Here is a 20,081-nt window from a genome sequence, read left to right on the forward strand (position 1 = left end):
TCGGTACCACTTCGGGGGATTGCGACGTCGATCGTCTTGATCGGCGGCGTCGGCCTTGATCGAATGCTGTTGGCCGCGGCTGCCTGCGGGGGTCTGCGTTCATGGACCGGTGCAGGATCCGGGCGTTCGCTGTGTGGACGTCGTTGCCTGCGGCCATACTTCTGGCCGGGTACCAGTCCCCCGATCGGCCGGGGGGCGGCCGCCGTCAGTGACCGAGGGGGAGGTCGAGTGACACACCCGCCGAATGTGCGGCCCGCGCCGCCGCGACGCGCGCCGGAGCAGGCGCCCGCGCCGGTGCCCGCAGCCGTGCCGCCGCAGCGCAGTGGCCGCGCGGTGGTCACGGACCGGCTGCGCGCCGCTGCGACGACCGAACCGGGCCGGCTCCAGATCATCGGGGCGGTACTGGCCCTGCTCGTCGTCGCGTTCGGGGCCGTGACGGCGTTCGAGGTCTCCGGCCGGGCGGCCTCCGCCGACGACGTGGTGACGCACAGTCAGCCGCTCAGCGCGGACGCCGCCGACATCTACAGCTCGCTGGCCGACGCCGACGCCGCGGCGGCGAGCGGCTTCCTGGCCGGGCCGCAGGAGCCGGCCAAGGTCCACGACAAGTACGTGGCGGACATCGACGAGGCCGCCCGGCTGCTGGTGAAGGCCGCGGCCAACACGGACTCCTCGACGAAGTCCGGCCACGAGATCACCACCCTCAACAAGGAACTCCCGCGCTACACCGGGCTGATCGAGCGGGCCCGCGCGAGCAACCGGCAGGGGCTGCCGCTGGGCGGCGCCTATCTCCGGTACGCGAACCAGAAGATGGCCAACGACATGCTGCCGGCCGCCGAGCGGCTGTACGCGGCGGAGACCGGCCGGCTCGGCCAGGACTACGACTCCGCCCGCACCTGGCCGTTCTTCTCGCTCGGCATCGGTGTGATCGCGCTGATCGTGCTGCTCTGGGCCCAGCGGCGCAACTTCCACCGGACGAACCGGGTGCTCAACCACGGCCTGCTGGCCGCGACCGCGGCTTCGCTGGTGGTCCTGCTGTGGCTGGCGGTGGGGCATTCGGTGGCCCGCTCCGACCTGTCCGACGCCAACACCCGCGGGCAGCAGTCCCTGGACGTGCTCAACCGGGCGCGCATCGACTCGCTGAAGGCGCGCGCCAACGAGACCCTCACCGTGGTCGCCCGGGGTGCGGTGCTCACCGCGGACGGGAAGAACGACAAGTACGAGACCGACTACGGCACGGGCATGAAGGCACTCGTCGAGGAGCTGGACAAGGCCGCGAAGCTCGCCGAGGACACCCACGACACCGTGGGCGGCGAACCGGTGGCGAAGGCCATCACGGGTGTCACCGAGTGGCAGAGCCGCCACCGGACCGCCCGCAAGACCGACGACAGCGGCGACTACGACACCGCACTGACCCAGATCATCGGGACGGCGGACTCGACCAAGGGCTCGACCGGTGAGTCGTTCAGCCGGGTGGACGACGCGCTGAAGCGGGCGCTCGCCCATGAGCAGGAAGAGTTCACCCAGGCCGCGCGGGACGGGCGCGGTGCGCTGGGCGGGCTGCCGATAGGCGCGGCGGCCCTCGCCGTGCTGGGCGCGGTCGCCGCGATCGTCGGAGTCAACCGCAGGCTCTCGGAGTTCCGGTGACAGGGGGAGCGATGACAGGGAAGGACGAGCCCACGACGGGGCCCGCGGGCCCGCTGCGCAGGCTGCGCGGCTGGGGCGGTGTGACCGCCATGGCCGTGGCCTGCGCGATGACGGCGGCACTGACCCTGCTGCCGCTCTCCCACCGCGGCGGCGCCGCCTTCGACGAGGGGCTCTCGGGACCGGGCACGGCACGGGCCGTGCAGGCGCGGGCCGACGACTGCACCGACCCGGACGCCAGCCTGCCGCCGTCCGTCTCCGGCGGCGACACCATCGACCGCATCAAGGCGCGCGGGAAGCTGATCGCGGGCGTCGACCAGAACAGCTTCCAGTGGGGGTACCGCAATCCGGAGTCCCGGGATCTCGAAGGCTTCGACATCGATCTGGTGCGGGCCATCGCCAAGGACATCCTGGGCGACCCCGACGACGTGATCTTCCGGGCGATCCCCACCAACCAGCGCATCGCCGCCCTGGAGAACGACAAGGTCGACGTCGTCGTCCGGACGATGACGATCAACTGCGCCCGGCTCGACCAGGTCTCGTTCTCCACCGCCTACTTCCAGGCCGGGCAGCAGGTCCTGGCGCCCAAGGAATCCACGATCACCGGTTACAACTCCTCGCTGGCCGGCAAGCGGGTCTGTACCGCGGAGGGGTCCACGGCGTACGAGGCCCTGGAGAAGCGGTCGTTCGGCTCGGTGTTCAAGGACAAGCACGACGGCACCGACGCCGACGAGGACCTGCTCACCGTCCCCAACCAGCTGGACTGCCTGGTGCGGCTCCAGATGGGCGAGGTCGACGCGATCGTCACGGACAACGCCCTGGCGGCCGGCCAGGCCGCCCAGGACCCGGCCGTGGAGCTCAAGGGCGACAAGCCCTTCACCACCGAGTACTACGGCGTGGCCACGAAGAAGGGTGCGGACGACCTGGTGGCCCGGGTCAACCAGGTGCTGGTCGACTACCGGGCCGGCGGCAAGAACAGCCCCTGGATGCGGTCCTACCGCAACTGGCTGCAGGACGGTCTGCCCGGAATCACGGCACCGCCGGTGCCCAAGTACCGCAGCAACTAGGGCCTGGTCCTCGGATCAGGCGGAACCTGCCGGGCCCGTCCGGCAGGGAGAGCGGAGAGGTGATCGATGGGCGTCGCGGGCCCCTTCCCCAGCTACGCGGCCCGGCCCCCCGGCCCGGTCATGGACCGGGACGAGGCGGACCGTGCGCTGGCCCGGCTCGGCGCGGAGCACGAGGCGATCGAGACCTCGCTGCTCGCCCTGCAGGACCACGCCGGACGCCGGCTCCTGGAGGGCGCGGAGCTGACCGGTGTCACCAGGGAGCGCTGGAGCGTCACCGAGCAGTCGATCACGCTGCTGTGGAGCTATTTCGACGCCTACGCGGGGGTGCTGCACCAGGCCCGCGAGGTGCGGGCCCGGCGGCGCCACCCGAACCGGGACGATCTGACGGCCCTGACCGAACTGCTGCGCGGCGACGGCGTCACGGTGGCGCATGCCGCCGCCCGGCCCGATCCGTCGATCACCGGCCCGGCCCGGCTCTCCGAGCGGTTCACGCTGGCGGAGCTGGTCAACCGGATGAACGAGCTGTACGCCCGCTCGCTGGACATGGTCGTCGCCTCCGACTCCGTGTGGTCGGCGATGCCCGCCCGGATAGATCTGCTCGCCGCCGAACTGCGCCGCACCAGCTCGCTGGCCCACTCGGTCGGGGTGCGGCCGGGCGAGCACCCGTCGGGGGACGATCTGGAGTCGATCACCCAGGAGCTGACCACGCTGCGGGTGCAGGTGATCTCCGATCCGCTGGCGTTCTGGCTGCCGGGTCCCGGCAGTTCGGCGCCCGGCGGCGGACGCCCCGACACCACGCGCTACGACCGCGCGGCCCGCGCGCTGGACGAGGTCCGGCGGGAGATCGAGGCGGTGCTCGCGGTCCGGCAGGACGCGGAGCAGCGGCTGGTCCAGCTGCGCGACGTGCTCTCCCGGGCGGACCGGACGCTGGCCGAGGCCCGCTCCGCGCGCGGCGAGGTGCTGGCCAAGATCGCCGCGTCCGAGGTGCCCGCGGTCAACGGCCCGCCCACCGCGCTCCAGGAGCGTCTCGCCGCTGCCTCCGAGTACCGCAGGCATGCGCAGTGGCACCGGCTCTCGCCGCTCCTGGAGACCCTGGAGCGGCAGGCGGAGGAGGAGTTGCTGCGGGCCAGGGAGCAGCTGACCGCGGTCACCGCCCCGCTGGCCGTGCGGGCGGAGCTGCGTGGCCGGCTGGACGCGTACAAGGCGAAGGTGGCCCGGCACGGTCTGGCGGAGGACCCGGTGCTGATCGAGCGGTACGACGCGGCGCGCCGGATGCTGTGGAGCGCGCCCTGCGATCTGCGGGTCGCCGCCCAGGCGGTGCAGCGTTATCAGGACGCGGCGCTGGAACTGCTGGGGCAGCGGCGCGCGTCGGGACCAGAAGACCGGCGGGGCCAGTGAGGATGCTGGTGCCCGAGGGGCATCCGCCGGGCCGGCCGGGCCGTGGCGGGACAGGCGGTATCGGAGCGACGTGGCCGCTGCGGCGGCGGGGCGAACAGGGGGAATGACCATGAGTACGCAGTGCCAGCGCCCCGCGTGCGAGGGCAGTTACGAGGACATGGGCGGCGGTGAGCTGTACTGCGACACCTGCGGTCTGGCTCCGGTCGTCTCCCCGACGGGGATGGTGAGCTCGCCGCCCACCGGGATCGCGGGCGGCGGGCGGGGCAGCTCCAGCTCCTCCGCGCGCGGCAGTTCGCGGGCGTCGTCGAGGGCGTCCTCACGTTCGTCGACGTCGCGGCGGTCGGTGTCGGGGCGGCTCTCGCGCGCGGTGTCGGCGGGCGGGTCCTCGCGTTCGGTCTCGGTGCGCTCCTCCGGTTCCTCGGCCGGTGTCTCCGGGCGGAACCGGCTGGGTGCCGGGCTGGTGCTCGTACCGGATGTGCCGCGTCCCGATCCGCGTACCGCCGTGATGGAGAACCCGGAGGTGCCCGAGCGCAAGCGGTTCTGTTCGCGTTCGGACTGCGGGGCGCCGGTGGGCCGGGCCAGGGGCTCGCAGCCGGGGCGTACGGAGGGGTTCTGCACCAAGTGCGGCCACCCGTACTCGTTCACGCCCAAGCTCCAGGACGGCGACGTCGTGCACGGCCAGTACGAGGTCGCGGGCTGTCTGGCGCACGGCGGGCTCGGCTGGGTCTACCTCGCGGTGGACCGGGCGGTCTCCGACCGCTGGGTGGTGCTCAAGGGCCTGCTCGACACCGGTGACCAGGACGCCATGGCGGCGGCCATCTCCGAGCGCCGGTTCCTCGCGGAGATCGAGCACTCCAACATCGTCCGCATCTACAACTTCGTCGAGCACCTGGACCAGCGCACCGGTTCGCTGGACGGCTACATAGTCATGGAGTACGTGGGCGGCAAGGCGCTCAAGGAGATCGCCAACGAGCGGCGCACCCCGGCCGGGAAGCGGGATCCGCTGCCGGTCGAGCAGGCGTGCGCGTTCGGCATCGAGGCGCTGGAGGCGCTGGGCCACCTGCACAGCCGCAACCTCCTGTACTGCGACTTCAAGGTCGACAACGCGATCCAGACCGAGGACCAGCTGAAGCTGATCGACATGGGCGCGGTCCGCCGGATGGACGACGACGAGTCGGCGATCTACGGCACGGTGGGGTACCAGGCGCCGGAGGTCGCGGAGGTCGGCCCGTCGGTCGCCTCCGACCTGTACACGGTGGCGCGGACGCTCGCGGTGCTCACCTTCGACTTCCAGGGCTACACGAACGTCTTCGTGGACTCGCTGCCGGACCCGGACAACATCGAGGTGTTCCGGTCCTACGAGTCGTTCTACCGGCTGCTGGTCCGGGCCACCGACCCCGATCCGGCCCGGCGGTTCGCCTCCGCCTCCGAGATGGCGGAGCAGCTGATGGGCGTGTTGCGGGAGGTGGTGTCGCTCCAGACGGGGCGCCCGCGTCCGGCGCTGTCGACGCTCTTCGGTGCGGAGATGAGGGTCACCGACACGGAGCTGTTCACCCGCATGACGGGCGAGGTGTCCCGCCTCGGGGCGCGGAGTGCGGCGACGCGCGGGTCCGGGCGCTTCGGCCGGCGCAAGGGCGCCGGTGCGCTCCCGCCGGCGCCGGGCGCGCCGACACCGGCCGCGGTGGCGCCGCCGGGCGGTGTCCCGGGCGCACTGCCCGCCGGACCGCCTCCCGGGTACGCGGCGGGCGCCGGTCCGGTGTCCGCGCCCGCCACCCACGTCAGCGGCGCCGGGTACGCCGTCGCGCCCGCCCACCCGCAGCCGGCGGCGGCCACTGTTCCGGCCCCCAGGTCCCCGGCCGCGAACGCCGGTGCCCAGCCGGGGGCGTTCGGCCCGTACGGCACGGGCGGGCCCCGGCCGGCCGTGCTCGACGTACGGGGCACGTCGCTGGCGCTGCCGGTCCCCCGGGTCGACGCGAACGACCCCAACGCGGGGTTCCTCGCCGGGATGATGGCGTCGGCGCCCGCCGAGCTGATCGCCGCGCTGCAGGCCGTACCGGCCGCCTCGTTGGAGACCAGGCTGCGCGAGCTGCGCGCCTCCCTGGAGATGAACGACCTGGGTGCCGCGCTGGAGACACTGGACACCCTTGAGCTGAAGCACCCGGACGACTGGCGGGTGGTCTGGTGCCGGGGCATCACCTCCCTGGTGACCGGTGACAACGAGAACGCGGCGCTGTCCTTCGACGCGGTCTACGACGCGTTTCCCGGGGAGCCGGCGCCGAAGCTGGCCCTGGGCGTCTGCGCGGAGGTCCTGGGCCAGTTGGACAACGCCGCCGAGTACTACCGGCTGGTGTGGGCCACCGACCCGAGCTTCGTGAGCGCCGCGTTCGGCCTGGCCCGGGTGCAGATCGCCGCCGGGGACCGGGACGCGGCCGTCAGATCGCTGGAGTCCGTGCCGGAGGCGTCGATCCACTACACGGCGGCCCGGGTCGCGGCGGTACGGGCCCGGCTGCGCGACCGGGCCCCGCAGGAGCCGCTGATCACGGACCTGATGGCGGCCTCCGCCCAGGTCTCCGGGCTGGCCGGTCTCGGCCTGGACGCGGTGCGCCGGGAGCAGTTGTCGACCGAGGTGCTGGGTACGGCGCTCGACTGGGTACTCTCCGGAAGTCCCGCGGCCCGTCCCCCGGCACCGCAGTCACCCGCGAGCGGCGGGGCGCAGGGGCCAGGGACGCTGCTCGGGAGTGAGTTGAACGAGCGCGGCCTGCGGTTCGGGCTCGAACGTTCGTACCGGATGCTCGCCCGGCTTGCGGAGCCCGGTGCCGAGAGGATCGAACTGGTGGAGCGGGCCAACCGTTTCCGCCCCCGAACGTGGGTGTGAAGATGTCGCAGAACGACCAGGAGACCGCCTTGTCGAGGTGTCCCGGCTGCCAGGAACCGCTGGAGCCGGGGGATCTGTTCTGCGGTGCGTGCGGGTACGACCTGTCGGCCGTGCCCGAGCCGCCGCAGGACCACCCGACGATCGCCATGGGCACCGCGGTGGCCGCCCCCGCGGAGCCCGGTCGCGTCGCCGCGCCGGCCGCTTCCGGCGATTTCGAGCTGGCGGCGCCGGGGGCGGCCGCCGGGGGTGCGGCGCCCGATCCCCGTGCCGTCGCGGAGCCCGCCCCGACGCCACCGGCAGGCACCAAGCTGTGCGTGGCCTGCCGGGCGGGCCATGTCGACCTCGACGGCTACTGCGAGAACTGCGGCCATGCCCAGCCCCGCGAGCGCGATCACATGGAGCAGGAGCTCGGCTCCGTCGCCGCGGTCACCGACCGCGGGCTGCGCCACCACCGCAACGAGGACTCGTTCGCGATCTCGACGACCGCGCTGCCCGACGGCACCCCGGCCGTGGTGGCGATCGTCTGCGACGGGGTGTCCTCCGCCAGCCGGCCCGACGAGGCGTCGGCCGCCGCGACGACCGCCGCCAACGAGTCGCTGCTTGAGTCGCTGCCGCGCGGGACGCATCCGCAGCAGGCGATGCACGGGGCGATCGTGGCGGCCGCCGAATCGGTCAACCGGCTGGCCCAGGAGCCGGGCAAGGCCGCGGAGCGCGATCCGCACCGCCAGCAGAACGCCCCGGCGTGCACCCTGGTCGGCGCGATCATGGCCAACGGGCTGCTGATCGTCGGCTGGGTCGGTGACAGCCGGGTGTACTGGGTGCCGGAGGACCGGAGCAGTCCGCCGGCCCGGCTCACCGAGGACGATTCCTGGGCGGCGCAGATGGCCGCGGCGGGCCTGATGAGCGAGGCGGAGGCGTACGCGGACGAGCGGGCCCACGCCATCACCGGCTGGCTGGGCGCCGACTCCTACGAACTGGAGCCGCACACCGCCTCGTTCAAGCCGGACCGGCCGGGCGTGGCGGTGATCTGCACGGACGGCCTGTGGAACTACGCGGAGTCCGCGGCCGAGATGTCCGCCGCGCTGCCCGCGGACGCGTACGAACGGCCGCTGCACGGCGCCCAGGTGCTGGTGGGTCACGCGCTCGACGGCGGGGGCCACGACAACGTAACAGTGGCACTGCTGCCGTTCGCCGTACCGGAGCAAGGGGCAGGATCCGCCCGGAGCGACGGTTGAGTCCTGTTCCGTCCGCCCCTTGCCCCTCCGATGTCTTTGTCCGTAAATCTGTCTTCATCTGACACGTGGAGCCTCAAGGAGCCGATCAGATGGCCAACTTCTCCAAGTCGAACGTGCCGCAGTTCTCCGTCGAGGTGTACCAGAACGAATTCCTGCCCGAGGGCGGCCGCGAGGTCAACGGCATCATCACCGTCACCTCGACCGGCGGTGGCACCACGGGCGGGGTTCCGCTGACGGGCGCCGCCCACGCGTCCTCGCACCTGCCGGGACAGCCGCCGAACGCCGCCGTGGTGATCATGGTGGACTGCTCGGGTTCGATGGACTACCCGCCCACGAAGATGCGCAACGCCCGTGACGCGACGGCGGCGGCGATCGACACCCTGCGCGACGGCACCTCCTTCGCCGTGATCGACGGTACGCACGTCGCCAGGGAGGTCTACCCGGGCGGCGGACGGCTCGCCACGGCAGGTCCGCAGACCAGGGCCCAGGCGAAGGAGGCGCTGCGCCGGCTCAGCGCCGGCGGCGGTACGGCGATCGGGACGTGGCTGCGGCTGGCCGACCGGCTGCTGGGCGCCGCGGAGGTGAGCATCCGGCACGGCATCCTGCTGACCGACGGACGCAACGAGCACGAGGCACCGGAGGATCTGCGGGCCGCGCTCGACGCGTGTGCGGGCCGGTTCACCTGTGACGCCCGCGGGGTCGGCACCGACTGGGAAGTGAAAGAGGTCACAGCGATCGCCTCCGCGCTGCTCGGCACCGCCGACATCGTCGCCGATCCGGCGGGACTGGCCGCGGACTTCACGCAGATGATGGAGAACGCGATGGGCAAGGAGGTCGCGGACGTCGCGCTGCGGCTCTGGACACCGGTCGGCGTGGAGATCAAGTTCGTCAAGCAGGTCGCCCCGACGGTCGCCGAGCTGACCGACCGCCGCACGGAGGCGGGCCCGCGCGCGGGCGACTACCCCACCGGCTCCTGGGGCGACGAGTCCCGCGACTACCACGTGTGCGTCCAGGTACCGGAGGCCGGTATCGGGCAGGAGATGCTGGCGGCCAGGGTCTCGCTGATCCTTCCGGACCCGTCGGGCGGCGCGCCCCAGACCCTTTCGCAGGGGCTGGTACGGGCGGTGTGGACGGACGACATGGTGGCCTCGACGTCGATCAATCCGCAGGTCGCGCACTACACGGGCCAGGCGGAACTGGCACAAGTCATCCAGCAGGGGCTCGATGCCCGCAAATCGGGAGACTTCGACGGCGCGACGGCCAAACTGGGCCGCGCGGTGCAGCTGGCGTCGGCGTCCGGGAACGCGGACACTGCGAAACTGCTTTCGAAGGTGGTAGACGTCGTCGACGCGGCGACAGGTACTGTGCGACTGAAGGCGAAGGTCGCGGAAGCGGACGAGATGACACTCGAAACGCGCTCCACGAAGACCGTCCGCGTCAAGAAGTAACCACATATCCGCACTGATGAGCCGCCCGGCCGGATGCGTCCGCCGGGCGGCGAAGCAAGAAAAAATGACGGCCCCCTGGGCCGGACGAGGAGAGGGGGAAGCGCCGACATGCCGACCTGCCCGAACGGACACCAGTCGGGTTCCGAGGACTGGTGCGAGGTCTGCGGCCATCGCGTGGCCGGGGCCGCTGTCCCCCCGCCGCCTCCTCCGCCGCCCGCGCCCGGCTACGGATACCCGCCGAGCCCCGGCCCGGACGCGACCGCCCAGGCCGACATCTGCCCGCAGTGCCGCACCCCGAGGGAGGCGATGGCGCCGTTCTGCGAGGAGTGCCGCTGGAACTTCCTCACGAACACCGCGACCTCGTACACCCCGCTGGCCCCGCAGCACGGCGGACCGAGCGGACCGCCCGGTCCCGGCGGCCCCGGCCCCGGGATCGGCCCGCCTCAGGGCTTCCCGGGCCAGCAGCCGCCCGGACCGCCGCAGCCCCGCGACCCGTTCGAGTACCAGGGTTCGCGCCCCTCGCAGGTGAACCGGCCGGCCGAGCCGCTCTCCTCCGGTCCCGGTCAACCCGGTCCCGGTCAGCCGCCGTTCCCGGGACAGCACGGGCAGCAGGGCCCGCCGCCTCCGCCGCCGTTCCAGCAGGGCCCGGGTCAGCACGGCCCGCAGGGACAGCACGGCCAGCAGAACCAACAGGGCTTCCCCCCGGAGCAACAGGGCTTCCCGCCGGAGCGGCAGGGCTTCCCGCAGGGGCAGCAGGGGTTCCCGCAGGGGCAGCAGCACGCCCAGCAGCAGGGCTCTTCGCAGGGCTCGCCCCCGCCGCCCTCGTTCCAGCAGAGTGCCGCGCCCGCGTTCCAGCAGACGGCTCCCCCGGTCTTCGACCCTCCCGCCCCGCCGCCCCCGCCGCAGGCCGAGCGGCCCGGCAACGACGACTGGATGCTGTCGCCGCCGGCGCAGCCACAGGCCCCGCAGCCGCCGATGCAGCAGCAGCCCTACCCCGGGCAGAACCAGGGCCCCGGCATGGGCCAGGACCAGGGACCGGGGCAGGTACCGGGCCAGGGCCAAGGGCCGGGGCAGGTACCGGGTCAGGCGTCCACGAGCTGGGCGGCTGTCGTCGCTCCGGACCGTGACTACTTCCTGGCGATGATGCAGCGCAGCGGCCCCGAGGCCACCGGGCTCAACCTGCCCGCGTACTCCCCGGAGCAGCACCTTCCGCTGACCGGCAGCCAGATCACCATCGGCCGCCGCCGGCACAGCACGGGCGAGTCACCCGACATCGACCTGTCCGTGCCCCCGGAGGACCCGGGTGTCTCGCACCAGCACGCGGTGCTGGTGCAGCAGCCGGACAGCAGTTGGGCCGTGGTCGACCAGAACTCCACCAACGGCACCACGCTCAACGGCGCGGAGGACCCGATCCAGCCCTACGTCCCCGTTCCGCTCCAGGACGGCGACCAGGTGCACGTCGGGGCGTGGACGACGATCACGATCCGCCGGGGCTGACGCCTCGCGCACGACGCACGGCCGGTGGGGGACGCCCTCGCCGGCCGTCGTGATCACCGGGATCCACCCGGGGCCCTGTCCCCCGCCTCGGCGTCTGCGACGATGGACAGGTGACTGAGAACCCGCGCGACACGGTGCAGGAGCTGACCTTCTACGAGCTGGTCGGCGGCGAGGAGACCTTCCGGCGCCTGGTCCACCGCTTCTACGAGGGCGTGGCCGGGGACCCGCTGCTGCGGCCGATGTACCCGGAGGAGGACCTGGGCCCGGCGGAGGAGCGGTTCACGCTGTTCCTGATCCAGTACTGGGGCGGCCCGCGCACCTACAGTGACCAGCGCGGACACCCCCGGCTGCGGATGCGGCACGTACCGTTCCGGGTGGACCGGGCCGCGCACGACGCCTGGCTGAGCCATATGCGGGTGGCGCTCGACGAGCTCGGGCTGGCCCCGGAGCACGAGCGGCAGCTGTGGGACTACCTCACCTACGCCGCCGCCTCGATGGTGAACACCGAGGGCTGAGTCCCGGCCGGGACGCACCGGGACGTGTGCGGAATCCGGTACTCCACCGCCGGATAACGGTCACGATCCCATCAAGGTGTGGCCATGGGCTGTATACCGCGACAGGTCCGCTCTGAAAGCATCCATGCAACGCCGGGGGGGCGTGTTCATGAGATGAGGGTGGGGCAGGGTGACGGGGTTCGTTCTACTGCGGGTGAGGGCGCACCGGCTCCTCCTCGCCGCGGCCGTGCTGGCCGTGCTGCTCACCACCTCCGTCCTGGCCGCGCTCACCGCCTTCTCCGGCTCCATCGGCGACGCCGCACTGCGCCACACCCTCACCCACCGGTCCGCCGCCGACGCGTCCCTCGTCATATCGGCGCAGGTCGCGCCCGAGCAGCGGGACGCCCTCGACGCCTCGGCGCGCAAGGCCGCCCGCACCACGTTCGACGGCCTTCCGGTGACCGTACGGAAGCTGGAGGCGTCGGGCCCGTACGCGCTGCCGCGCGGTCTGCAGACCCCGGCCGCCCGCCGCGGCGACCCCGACCTCACCCACTTCGCCTCGCTCGACCTCAGCCGTGTCCGGCTCACCGGGGGCCGGATGCCCGCGGCCGGGGCGGGGAAGCCCGGAGAGCCGGTCCAGGTCGCGCTGCCGGGCACCGCCGCAGAGGCTCTCGGGCTGAAGCCGGGCGCCCGGCTGACGCTCACCGACCGGATCGGCGGCAAGCGGCAGCAGATCCTCGTCACCGGTCTCTACGAGGCTTCGGACCAGGCCGATCCGTACTGGCAGCTGGACGCGGCCGGCGGGCGCGGCGTCCGCCGGGTCGTCTTCACGACGTACGGGCCGCTGCTCACAGACCCCGCGGTGCTCGGCTCGGGCCGGACCAGTTCCGGCGAGGTCTCCTATCTGGCGTCGGCCGACTTCCGTACCCTCACCACGGACCGGATGACCGCGCTGCGTGACGCGGCGACCGAGGGTCCCAAGCAGCTGCTCGCCGCACCCGAGCTCAAGAACGGGGCGAGCGCCCGGACCCAGTTGCCCACCGTTCTCGACCAGATCGACCGGGGGCTGCTCGTCTCCCGCTCGACGCTGATGATCGTGGCCGTGCAGCTGGTGCTGCTGGCCGGTTACACGCTGCTGCTGGTGGCCCGGCTGCTGAGCAGCGAGCGCGGCGGCGAGACGGAACTGCTGCGGGCGCGCGGCGGATCGCGCGCCCGGATCACCTCGTTCGCCGCGATCGAGGCGCTGCTGCTCGCGCTGCCCGCCGCCGTCGTCGCCCCGCTGCTCAGCGATCCGCTGACCCGGCTGCTGGCCGACCGGGGTGAGCTGTCCCGGATCGGGCTGCGGCTGGGCGGGACCCCCACCGGCACCGTCTGGCTGGTGGCCGGCGTGACCGCGCTGGCCTGCGCGCTCGCCGTGGTGGCGCCCGCGCTCGCCGCGAGCGCCGGCGGACGCCGTTCCACCCGCGCCGCCGCGCTGCCCGCGCCGGTGCGCGCGGGGGCGGACGTCGGGCTGCTGGCGGTCGCGGGGGTGGCGTACTGGCAGCTCGACCGGCAGACCGGGGGCGCGGGCAGCGGTGCGCTCAGCGACGACCGCGCGGGCGGCCTCGGCATCGATCCGCTGCTGGTCGTGGCGCCCGCCCTGGCCCTGCTCGCGGGCACCGTGGTGACGTTGCGGCTGCTGCCGCCCGCGGCCAGGCTCGCGGAGCGGTGGGCGGCCGGCGGCCGGGGGCTCGTCACGGCGCTGGCCGGCTGGCAGTTCAGCCGCCGGCCGCTGCGCGGTGCGGGTCCGGTGCTGCTGCTGGTGCTGTCGGTCGCGATGGGCATGCTGGCGATCGGCCAGAGCGCCTCGTGGGACCGTTCGCAGCGGGACCAGGCGGACTTCAGGTCCGGCGCCCCGGTCCGGATGCTGGGCGGCGTCAACGCGGACCCGGCGCGCTCCGGCGCGTACGCGCGGCTGCCGGGGGTACGGGAGGCGGCGCCCGCGTTCCGTACGACGGCGGAGCTCTCCGGCGGCCGCACGGCCGAGGTGCTGGCCCTGGACACCGCGCACGCCGACGAGCGCATGCTGATGCGCGACGACCTCGCCGACGGGTCCGCGGACCGCCTGTTCGGCTCCCTCGCACCGCCCCGCACCACACGTGCGGGACTGCTGCTGCCGCCCGGCAGCACCCGGCTCCGCCTCGATCTGCGCATATCGTCCGGGCCGAAGGCCGGGCACACCCCGCGGTCCGGCGCGAGTCCGGTGGTCACCGTGCTGCTGGAGGACCGCTACGGCATCCCGTACCGGGTGGTCGCCGGTTCCGTGCCGGTGGACGGGAAGGCGCATCCGCTCTCGCTGAAGGTGGACCCGGCCGGTGAGCTGTCGGTGACGGGGTTCGAGCTGGACAGCGCGCAGCCGGTCGGGCGGGACGAGTCGCACCGGCTCACCGTGAGCGGGCTGCGGACCGTGACCGGGGGCGGCGCCGAACGGCCGGTCCCGGTGCCCGGCGGATTCCGCTGGCGGGCTGCCCTGAGCACCGACGCGCTCGGGGAGGTCCAGCCGGGCCCCGCGCTGCATCCGGCCGGTTCGGCCGCGCAGCCGCTCACCCTCGACTACCCGACCGGTTCCGTCACGGCCGAGGACGCGGTGCCGGCCCTCAACGTGCGGATCACCGCGGCGCGCCCCCGGGCGGCCACGCTGAACGGTGTGGCCACGGACGCCTATCTCAAGGCCTCCGGTGCCAGGACCGGCCAGAGCGTGGACGTGACGCTGGCCGGTGAGACGGTCCGGGTGAAGATCGTGCGGACCGTCCACGCGCTCCCGACGACCGGTCCGGGCTCCACCGCCTCCCTGTCCTCCGGGCAGACCCGGGCGGACCGGGACGGCGGCGCGCTGCTCCTCGACCTCAGGGCCGTCAGCCAGGTCTTCGCGGAGCGCCCGAACGCCGTGCTCACCGCCACCGAGTGGTGGCTCAGCACCGCTCCCGGCCGCGGTGGCGAGGTGGCGGCCGCGCTCCGCGCCCGGCCCGACACCGATCCGGCGCAGGTCCAGGTACGGGACGAGGTAGCGGACGAGCTGGTGAGCGATCCGCTGGGGGCGGGCCCGCAGTCCGCGCTGCTGGCCGTGGCGGTCGTGGCGGCGGCACTGGCCGGGGTCGGCTTCGCGGTGACGGCGGTCGGCTCGCGGCGTGAACGCTCCGCGGAGTTCGCGGTCCTGCGGGCGCTGGGGGCGCCACGACGGCGGCTGGCCCGCATGATCGCCGCCGAACAGGGCGTGCTGATCGCCATCGGGCTGCTGGTGGGGGCGGTCCTCGGAGCCCTGCTGACCCGGGCGGTGGTGCCGCTCGTCGTGCTGACCGGCCAGGCCGCCCGGCCCGTACCGGACGTATCTGTGCACCTGCCCGCCGGACAGGTCGCGGTGCTGCTCGCCGCCTTCGCCGCCCTGCCGCTGCTGATCGTCGCGGTCCTCGCGCTCCGGCGGACAGAGCCGGCGGTCTCGCTGCGCCACCAGGGGGACAACTGACATGAGCCCGCGTCCGATGTTCTCCCGTACAGCAGCCGCCTGCGCGCCATGGGTACGGACCCGGCTGCGCACCGCCCCGGGAGCGGCCTGCGCGCTCGGACTGCTGGTGCTGCTGACGGCGTTCCTGGCCGCCGCGTACCCGCGGGCCGTCGACCGGTACGAGGGCGAGGGGCTGCGCCACGACCTCAACGCCGCCTCCCCCAGGCGCAGCATCCTGGAGGTCAGCAGTCCGCCGCCGGGGCTCGAGCTGCCGGAGGCGGCGCGCGAGCAGGCGGTGCGGGACGAGTCGCTGGGCTCCGTGCACCGGACGCTGCTGGGAGGGCTGCCCGGTCCGCTGCGGGCCGACAGCGGCCAGTCCGCGTACGGGCTCCGGACGACGAAACCGATCCCCGCCACCGAGCCCTGGTTCCCCCGCCCCTACGGCATCGACCCGGAGCTGACGTACACGACGCAGTCGGCGCTGCCCGAACACGCCACCCTGCGCGCGGGCAAGTGGCCGGCCGTGCGCGGCAAGGTCACCGCGGGCACCCCGGAGGTCCAGGCGGCGGTCACCGAGGAGACCGCGAAGGCGCTGCGCATCAAGGTCGGCTCTGCCGTCTCCGTACCGGTCGCCAGGGGCGGGCGGTTCACGGTACGGATCACCGCCATCGTCACCCCGCTGCGCCCGGAGGCCGCCTACTGGTCGGCCGAACAGCTGCTGCGCACCCCCTCGCTGGTGGCCAAACCGGCGAAGACCGAGCCGCGCTACTACTGGACGGCGGCGCTGCTGCTGCCTCCGGACGCCGCGCCGGCGCTGCTCGCGACCACCGGGCAGCCCGAGGCCTACTGGCGGATCATGCCGGACTCCTCGCGGCTGACCACCCTCGACATGGACCGGCTCCGCTCGTCCGTGGCCTCCCTGGAGGGCGGCCCCGGGCTGCTGAAGGTGCGCGCGTCCGCCGGTGCGACCGCGACGGTGACGACCGACCTGGACGAGATCGTGAGCGCGTACGACGGGACGCGGCAGGCGATCCGCCCCGTCGTCACCGTCGCCGCCGTCGGCATCGGGGCCGTCGCCGCCATCGTGCTGCTGATGACGGGCGGGCTGATCGCCGGCCGGCGCCACGACGAACTCGCCCTGCTCCGGGCCCGGGGCGGCTCCCTGCGGTCCATCGGGGGCCGGCTGCTCGCCGAGACCGCGGTGACGGCCGTGCCCGCCGCCGCGCTGGGCCTGCTGCTCGCGGTGCTGGTGACCGGCGGGGGCCGGCTGTGGCCCTCGGTCGCGGGGGCGGCGGCGGTCGGTGCGCTGGTCTGCGCCGCGCTTCCGCTCCGTACCGTGCTGCCGCACCGCAGACCACGGCTGCACGGCGGCCGTGACGACCTGGTGAGCGTGCGGCCGTCCCGGCGGCGCACCGTCGCCGAGCTGACCCTGCTGGTGCTGGCCGTCGGCGCGGTCGTCGCCCTGCGCCGGCGCGGCACCGGCGGTGAGGGGGGCACCGACCTCCTGGTCAGCGCCGCCCCCGTGCTGGTCGCGCTGATCGCGGCGCTGGTGCTCGTCCGGCTCTACCCGCTGCCGCTGCGGCTCGCGCTGCGCTCCGTGGCACGGCTGCGCGGCGCCATCGGCTTCCTGGCGCTGGCCCGCGCCGGACGCTCCTCGGCCGCCGGCACGCTGCCGCTGCTGGCACTGCTGGTCGCGCTGACGACGGCGGCGTTCGGCGGCTCGGTCCTGGCGGGGGTCACGGCCGCCCGGGACACCGCGGCGGTCCTCGCGACCGGCGCGGACGCCCGGATCAGCGGCGAGGCCGACTCCGCGCCGTTGCCGGACAGCCTGGTCCGGACGGTGTCCGGGGCGGACGGCGTACGGGAGGTGGCGCCCGTGCAGATCGAGTACGGCGTCTCGCTGCCGCCGCCCGAGCACGGATTCGAGGACGCGCAGGGCACCACCCTGATCGGCGTCGACCCGGTCAGCTACGCCCGGCTGGCCCGGTCCACCGGCGTCGGTTCCTTCACCGCGGAGCGGCTTAAGTACACCGGCCCGCCGCCGCCGAAGGGCACGATGCCCGCCAAGGACCGGGTGCTGCCGGTCCTCGCCTCGCCGTCCGTCGCCCAGCGGCTCGGGGACCGGCCGCGCGATCTCCAGTCGATGGCCGGGGACTTCAAGGTCCGAGTGGCGGGCACGGTGACGCACACGCCCGCCGTCACCGACACCTCCTTCATGGTCGTCGACGCCTCGGCCCTCACCCACCGGCAGACCACCACCCTGCTGCTCACCGGCGACCGGCTCGACGCCAGGACACTGCGCACGGCGGCCCACCACGCGGGCAAGGGCTTCACCGTGCGGCTGCGCTCCGAGGCGCGCGCGGCCTACGTGGACACCCCCATGCAGGTCGGCGCGGAGCGGATCTACGCGGCGGCGATCGCGGCCGGCGCGGGCTACGCCCTGCTCGCCGTGCTCCTCTCACTGCTGCGGACCGCACCGGAGCGCACCACGCTGCTGGCCCGGCTGCGCACCATGGGCATCGGCACCCGGCAGGGCGGACGCCTGCTGGGCTACGAGGCCATGCCCCAGGCGCTGCTCGCGGCCGTGGGCGGCCTGCTCGTCGGCCGGGCCACCATCGCGCTGCTGGCACCGGGCGTCGATCTGGTGCACCTCGCGCTCGCGACCGGGACGGGCTCCGGTCTGCTCTACGACGCACCGCTGCGGGCGGATCCGTGGTCCATGGTCCTGCCGGCACTCGGCGTGGTCGTCCTCACCGCCGCGGTGGCCGGTGTACAGGCCTGGTGGACCGGCCGCCGCGGCTCGATCACCGAACTCAGGGCAGGAGACTCCCGATGACGACTCCGTCGACCGATTCCACACTGGCGGAGCTCGAACAGCGGGCCGCCGCACGCCGCGACCGGCCCTCCTACGGGCACGACGCGCTGATCTCCTGCGACCGGCTGGTGCGCATCTTCACCACGGACGGGGTGGAGGTGCAGGCCCTCCAGGGTCTCGATCTGCTGGTCGCCGAGGGCGAGTTGCTGGCCCTGGTCGGCGCGTCCGGCAGCGGCAAGTCGACGCTGATGAACATCCTGGCGGGCCTCGACGTGCCCACGGCGGGCGCGGCGAAGGTGGCGGGCTGCGATCTGCTGTCGATGGGGCAGAAGGAGCGGCTCCGCTACCGCCGTGACGTCGTCGGGTTCGTCTGGCAGCAGACCGCCCGCAACCTCCTGCCCTATCTGACGGCGATCCAGAACGTCACGCTGCCGATGCAGCTGCGCGGCGGCGGACGCAACCGTGAACGGGCCGCGCGCGCGGAGTCGTTGCTCGCGATGCTGGAGGTGGCGGACTGCCGTGACCGGCGCCCGAGGCAGATGTCGGGCGGTCAGCAGCAGCGGGTGGCGATCGCGGTCTCGCTGGCCAACTCCCCCTCGGTGCTGCTCGCGGACGAGCCGACCGGGGAGTTGGACTCGGCCACCGGCGAACAGGTCTTCGCAGCCTTCCGCCGCGCCAACGAGGAGCTAGGCACCACGATCGTGATCGTCACCCATGACCAGGCGGTCGCGAACGAGGTCCGCCGCACGGTCGCCATCCGGGACGGCCGCACCTCCTTCGAGGTGCTGCGCCGCACCGAGATCGACGCGGCGACGGGCCAGGAGTCCCAGGTGGCCCGCGAGTACGCGATGCTCGACCGGGCGGGCAGGCTGCAACTGCCCGCGGACTACACGGAGTCGCTGGGCATGGAGCACCGCGTGCTGCTGGAGCTGGAGCAGGACCACATCGGAGTGTGGCCGGACGCCCCCGCGCCGGAGTGAGCGATCCTGCCCGGAGGCGTACCGCGGCTCGGAGGCGTACCGCGGACTGCGGCCCGGGTGCGTCCCACGGCCCGCTGTAGGCTCCGCGCATGGCGACGCACGAGCACGAGATCACCGAGCCCGTCGATCTCTGTCTGCCCGACGGCCGTCTCGATCCGGCGGCGGTCGGCTGGTCCAGGGTGCCGCTGCACCGCGCCAATCTGCGCGGCTGGGGCCGGACGAAGCGATGGGAGTACTGGTGCGTGACGACGCCCACCCATCTGGTGGCGCTGACCGTCAGTGACCTCGACTTCCTCGCCCTGAACACGGTCTACCTGCTCGAATACGCCCCGGGCGGGCTGGAGTCGGAGCGCACCGCGATCGTCCCCGGCGGCTTCGGCACCGGGCTCCCCGACACCGTGGCCGGCGCCCCCGGCTCGGCGGACGTGGTGGTCGGACCCGCGCGTCCGTCCGGCGGCAAGGTGCGGATCGAGATCCGCGACGAGAGCACCGGCACCCGGCTGAGGGCCCGTTGCCTGACCGCGGACCGGGTGCCACTGGAGGTGGACCTGCTGGTCGCCCGGGAGCCTGGGCACGAATCGCTCTCCGTCGTGGTGCCGTGGAGCGACCGGCGCTTCCAGTACACCTCCAAGCACACCGCGCTCCCCGCGTCCGGCCGGGTCAGGATCGGTACGGAGTTCCTGGAGTTCGACGGGGACGACACCTGGGCCGTCCTGGACCACGGCCGGGGCCGCTGGCCGCGCACGGTCGACTGGAACTGGGGCGCCGCCTCCGGACGAACCGGCGGGCACACGGTGGGCCTCCAGTTCGGCGGACGCTGGACGGTGGGCACCGGCTCCACCGAGAACGGGCTCTGTGTGGACGGCCGGCTGACCAAGATCGGCGAGGAGCTGGACTGGCGGTGGTCGACGGCCGACCTCCTCGCCCCCTGGACCATCCGTACGCCCTCGTCCGGCCAGGTAGACCTGACGTTCACCCCGTTCCACAACCGGTCGGCACACACGGAGACCGGGCTGATCGCCAACCGCACCGACCAGTGCTTCGGCCATTACGACGGCCGCGTCCGCACCGACGACCGCGAAGAGATCGTGGTGGAACGGCTGCTGGGCTGGGCCGAGGACGTCCACATGCGCTGGTGAACCGGCTGCCT

The 20,081-nt window shown here is 73.7% G+C and carries 12 protein-coding genes; all 12 read left to right on the forward strand.

Annotated features, from left to right (window positions below; all coding sequences use genetic code 11):
- The first annotated feature begins 228 nt into the window (after positions 1-228).
- Entirely contained in the window at positions 229-1,644 is a 1,416-nt protein-coding gene (locus OG892_RS12720) for a hypothetical protein (RefSeq protein WP_371629176.1), read from the forward strand.
- A gap of 11 nt (positions 1,645-1,655) precedes the next feature.
- On the forward strand, positions 1,656-2,708 hold the full coding sequence (locus OG892_RS12725) for a glutamate ABC transporter substrate-binding protein (protein ID WP_371629177.1): 1,053 nt from the start codon (positions 1,656-1,658) through the stop codon (positions 2,706-2,708).
- Positions 2,709-2,774: 66 nt separating this feature from the next.
- Positions 2,775-4,106 carry a hypothetical protein gene (locus OG892_RS12730; RefSeq protein ID WP_073738983.1) on the forward strand — a complete coding sequence of 444 codons (1,332 nt, stop codon included), beginning with the start codon at positions 2,775-2,777 and terminating at the stop codon, positions 4,104-4,106.
- 109 nt (positions 4,107-4,215) lie between these two features.
- Positions 4,216-6,981 carry a serine/threonine-protein kinase gene (locus OG892_RS12735; protein WP_073738982.1) on the forward strand — a complete coding sequence of 922 codons (2,766 nt, stop codon included), beginning with the start codon at positions 4,216-4,218 and terminating at the stop codon, positions 6,979-6,981.
- Entirely contained in the window at positions 6,978-8,216 is a 1,239-nt protein-coding gene (locus OG892_RS12740) for a PP2C family serine/threonine-protein phosphatase (RefSeq protein ID WP_371629178.1), read from the forward strand. The genes OG892_RS12735 and OG892_RS12740 overlap by 4 nt, the downstream gene beginning before the upstream one ends.
- An 89-nt stretch (positions 8,217-8,305) precedes the next feature.
- Positions 8,306-9,664, forward strand: coding sequence for a VWA domain-containing protein (locus OG892_RS12745; RefSeq protein WP_073738981.1), 1,359 nt, complete (start codon positions 8,306-8,308; stop codon positions 9,662-9,664).
- Positions 9,665-9,772: 108 nt separating this feature from the next.
- The gene (locus OG892_RS12750) at positions 9,773-11,161 is read left to right on the forward strand and encodes an FHA domain-containing protein (RefSeq protein ID WP_371629179.1); all 1,389 of its coding nucleotides are present in this window, start codon (positions 9,773-9,775) and stop codon (positions 11,159-11,161) included.
- 110 nt (positions 11,162-11,271) lie between these two features.
- Complete coding sequence (locus OG892_RS12755; protein ID WP_073738979.1) at positions 11,272-11,676, forward strand: globin; 405 nt, start codon at positions 11,272-11,274, stop codon at positions 11,674-11,676.
- Positions 11,677-11,845: 169 nt separating this feature from the next.
- On the forward strand, positions 11,846-15,157 hold the full coding sequence (locus OG892_RS12760; protein ID WP_371629180.1) for an FtsX-like permease family protein: 3,312 nt from the start codon (positions 11,846-11,848) through the stop codon (positions 15,155-15,157).
- A 1-nt stretch (position 15,158) separates the two neighbouring features.
- Entirely contained in the window at positions 15,159-17,972 is a 2,814-nt protein-coding gene (locus OG892_RS12765) for an ABC transporter permease (RefSeq protein ID WP_371629181.1), read from the forward strand.
- Positions 17,969-18,931 carry an ABC transporter ATP-binding protein gene (locus OG892_RS12770; RefSeq protein WP_073738976.1) on the forward strand — a complete coding sequence of 321 codons (963 nt, stop codon included), beginning with the start codon at positions 17,969-17,971 and terminating at the stop codon, positions 18,929-18,931. Before OG892_RS12765 ends, OG892_RS12770 begins: the two co-directional genes overlap by 4 nt.
- A gap of 89 nt (positions 18,932-19,020) precedes the next feature.
- On the forward strand, positions 19,021-20,070 hold the full coding sequence (locus OG892_RS12775) for a DUF2804 domain-containing protein (protein WP_371629182.1): 1,050 nt from the start codon (positions 19,021-19,023) through the stop codon (positions 20,068-20,070).
- Positions 20,071-20,081: the final 11 nt, after the last annotated feature.

This window comes from Streptomyces sp. NBC_00341 (genome assembly GCF_041435055.1).
Lineage (GTDB): Bacteria > Actinomycetota > Actinomycetes > Streptomycetales > Streptomycetaceae > Streptomyces.

Coding starts and splice junctions, on each gene's coding strand:
- OG892_RS12725 (WP_371629177.1), top strand. CDS start 1,656: ATGACAGGGAAGGACGAGCCCACGACGGGGCCCGCGGGCCCGCTGCGC.
- OG892_RS12730 (WP_073738983.1), top strand. CDS start 2,775: ATGGGCGTCGCGGGCCCCTTCCCCAGCTACGCGGCCCGGCCCCCCGGC.
- OG892_RS12735 (WP_073738982.1), top strand. CDS start 4,216: ATGAGTACGCAGTGCCAGCGCCCCGCGTGCGAGGGCAGTTACGAGGAC.
- OG892_RS12745 (WP_073738981.1), top strand. CDS start 8,306: ATGGCCAACTTCTCCAAGTCGAACGTGCCGCAGTTCTCCGTCGAGGTG.
- OG892_RS12750 (WP_371629179.1), top strand. CDS start 9,773: ATGCCGACCTGCCCGAACGGACACCAGTCGGGTTCCGAGGACTGGTGC.
- OG892_RS12765 (WP_371629181.1), top strand. CDS start 15,159: ATGAGCCCGCGTCCGATGTTCTCCCGTACAGCAGCCGCCTGCGCGCCA.
- OG892_RS12770 (WP_073738976.1), top strand. CDS start 17,969: ATGACGACTCCGTCGACCGATTCCACACTGGCGGAGCTCGAACAGCGG.
- OG892_RS12775 (WP_371629182.1), top strand. CDS start 19,021: ATGGCGACGCACGAGCACGAGATCACCGAGCCCGTCGATCTCTGTCTG.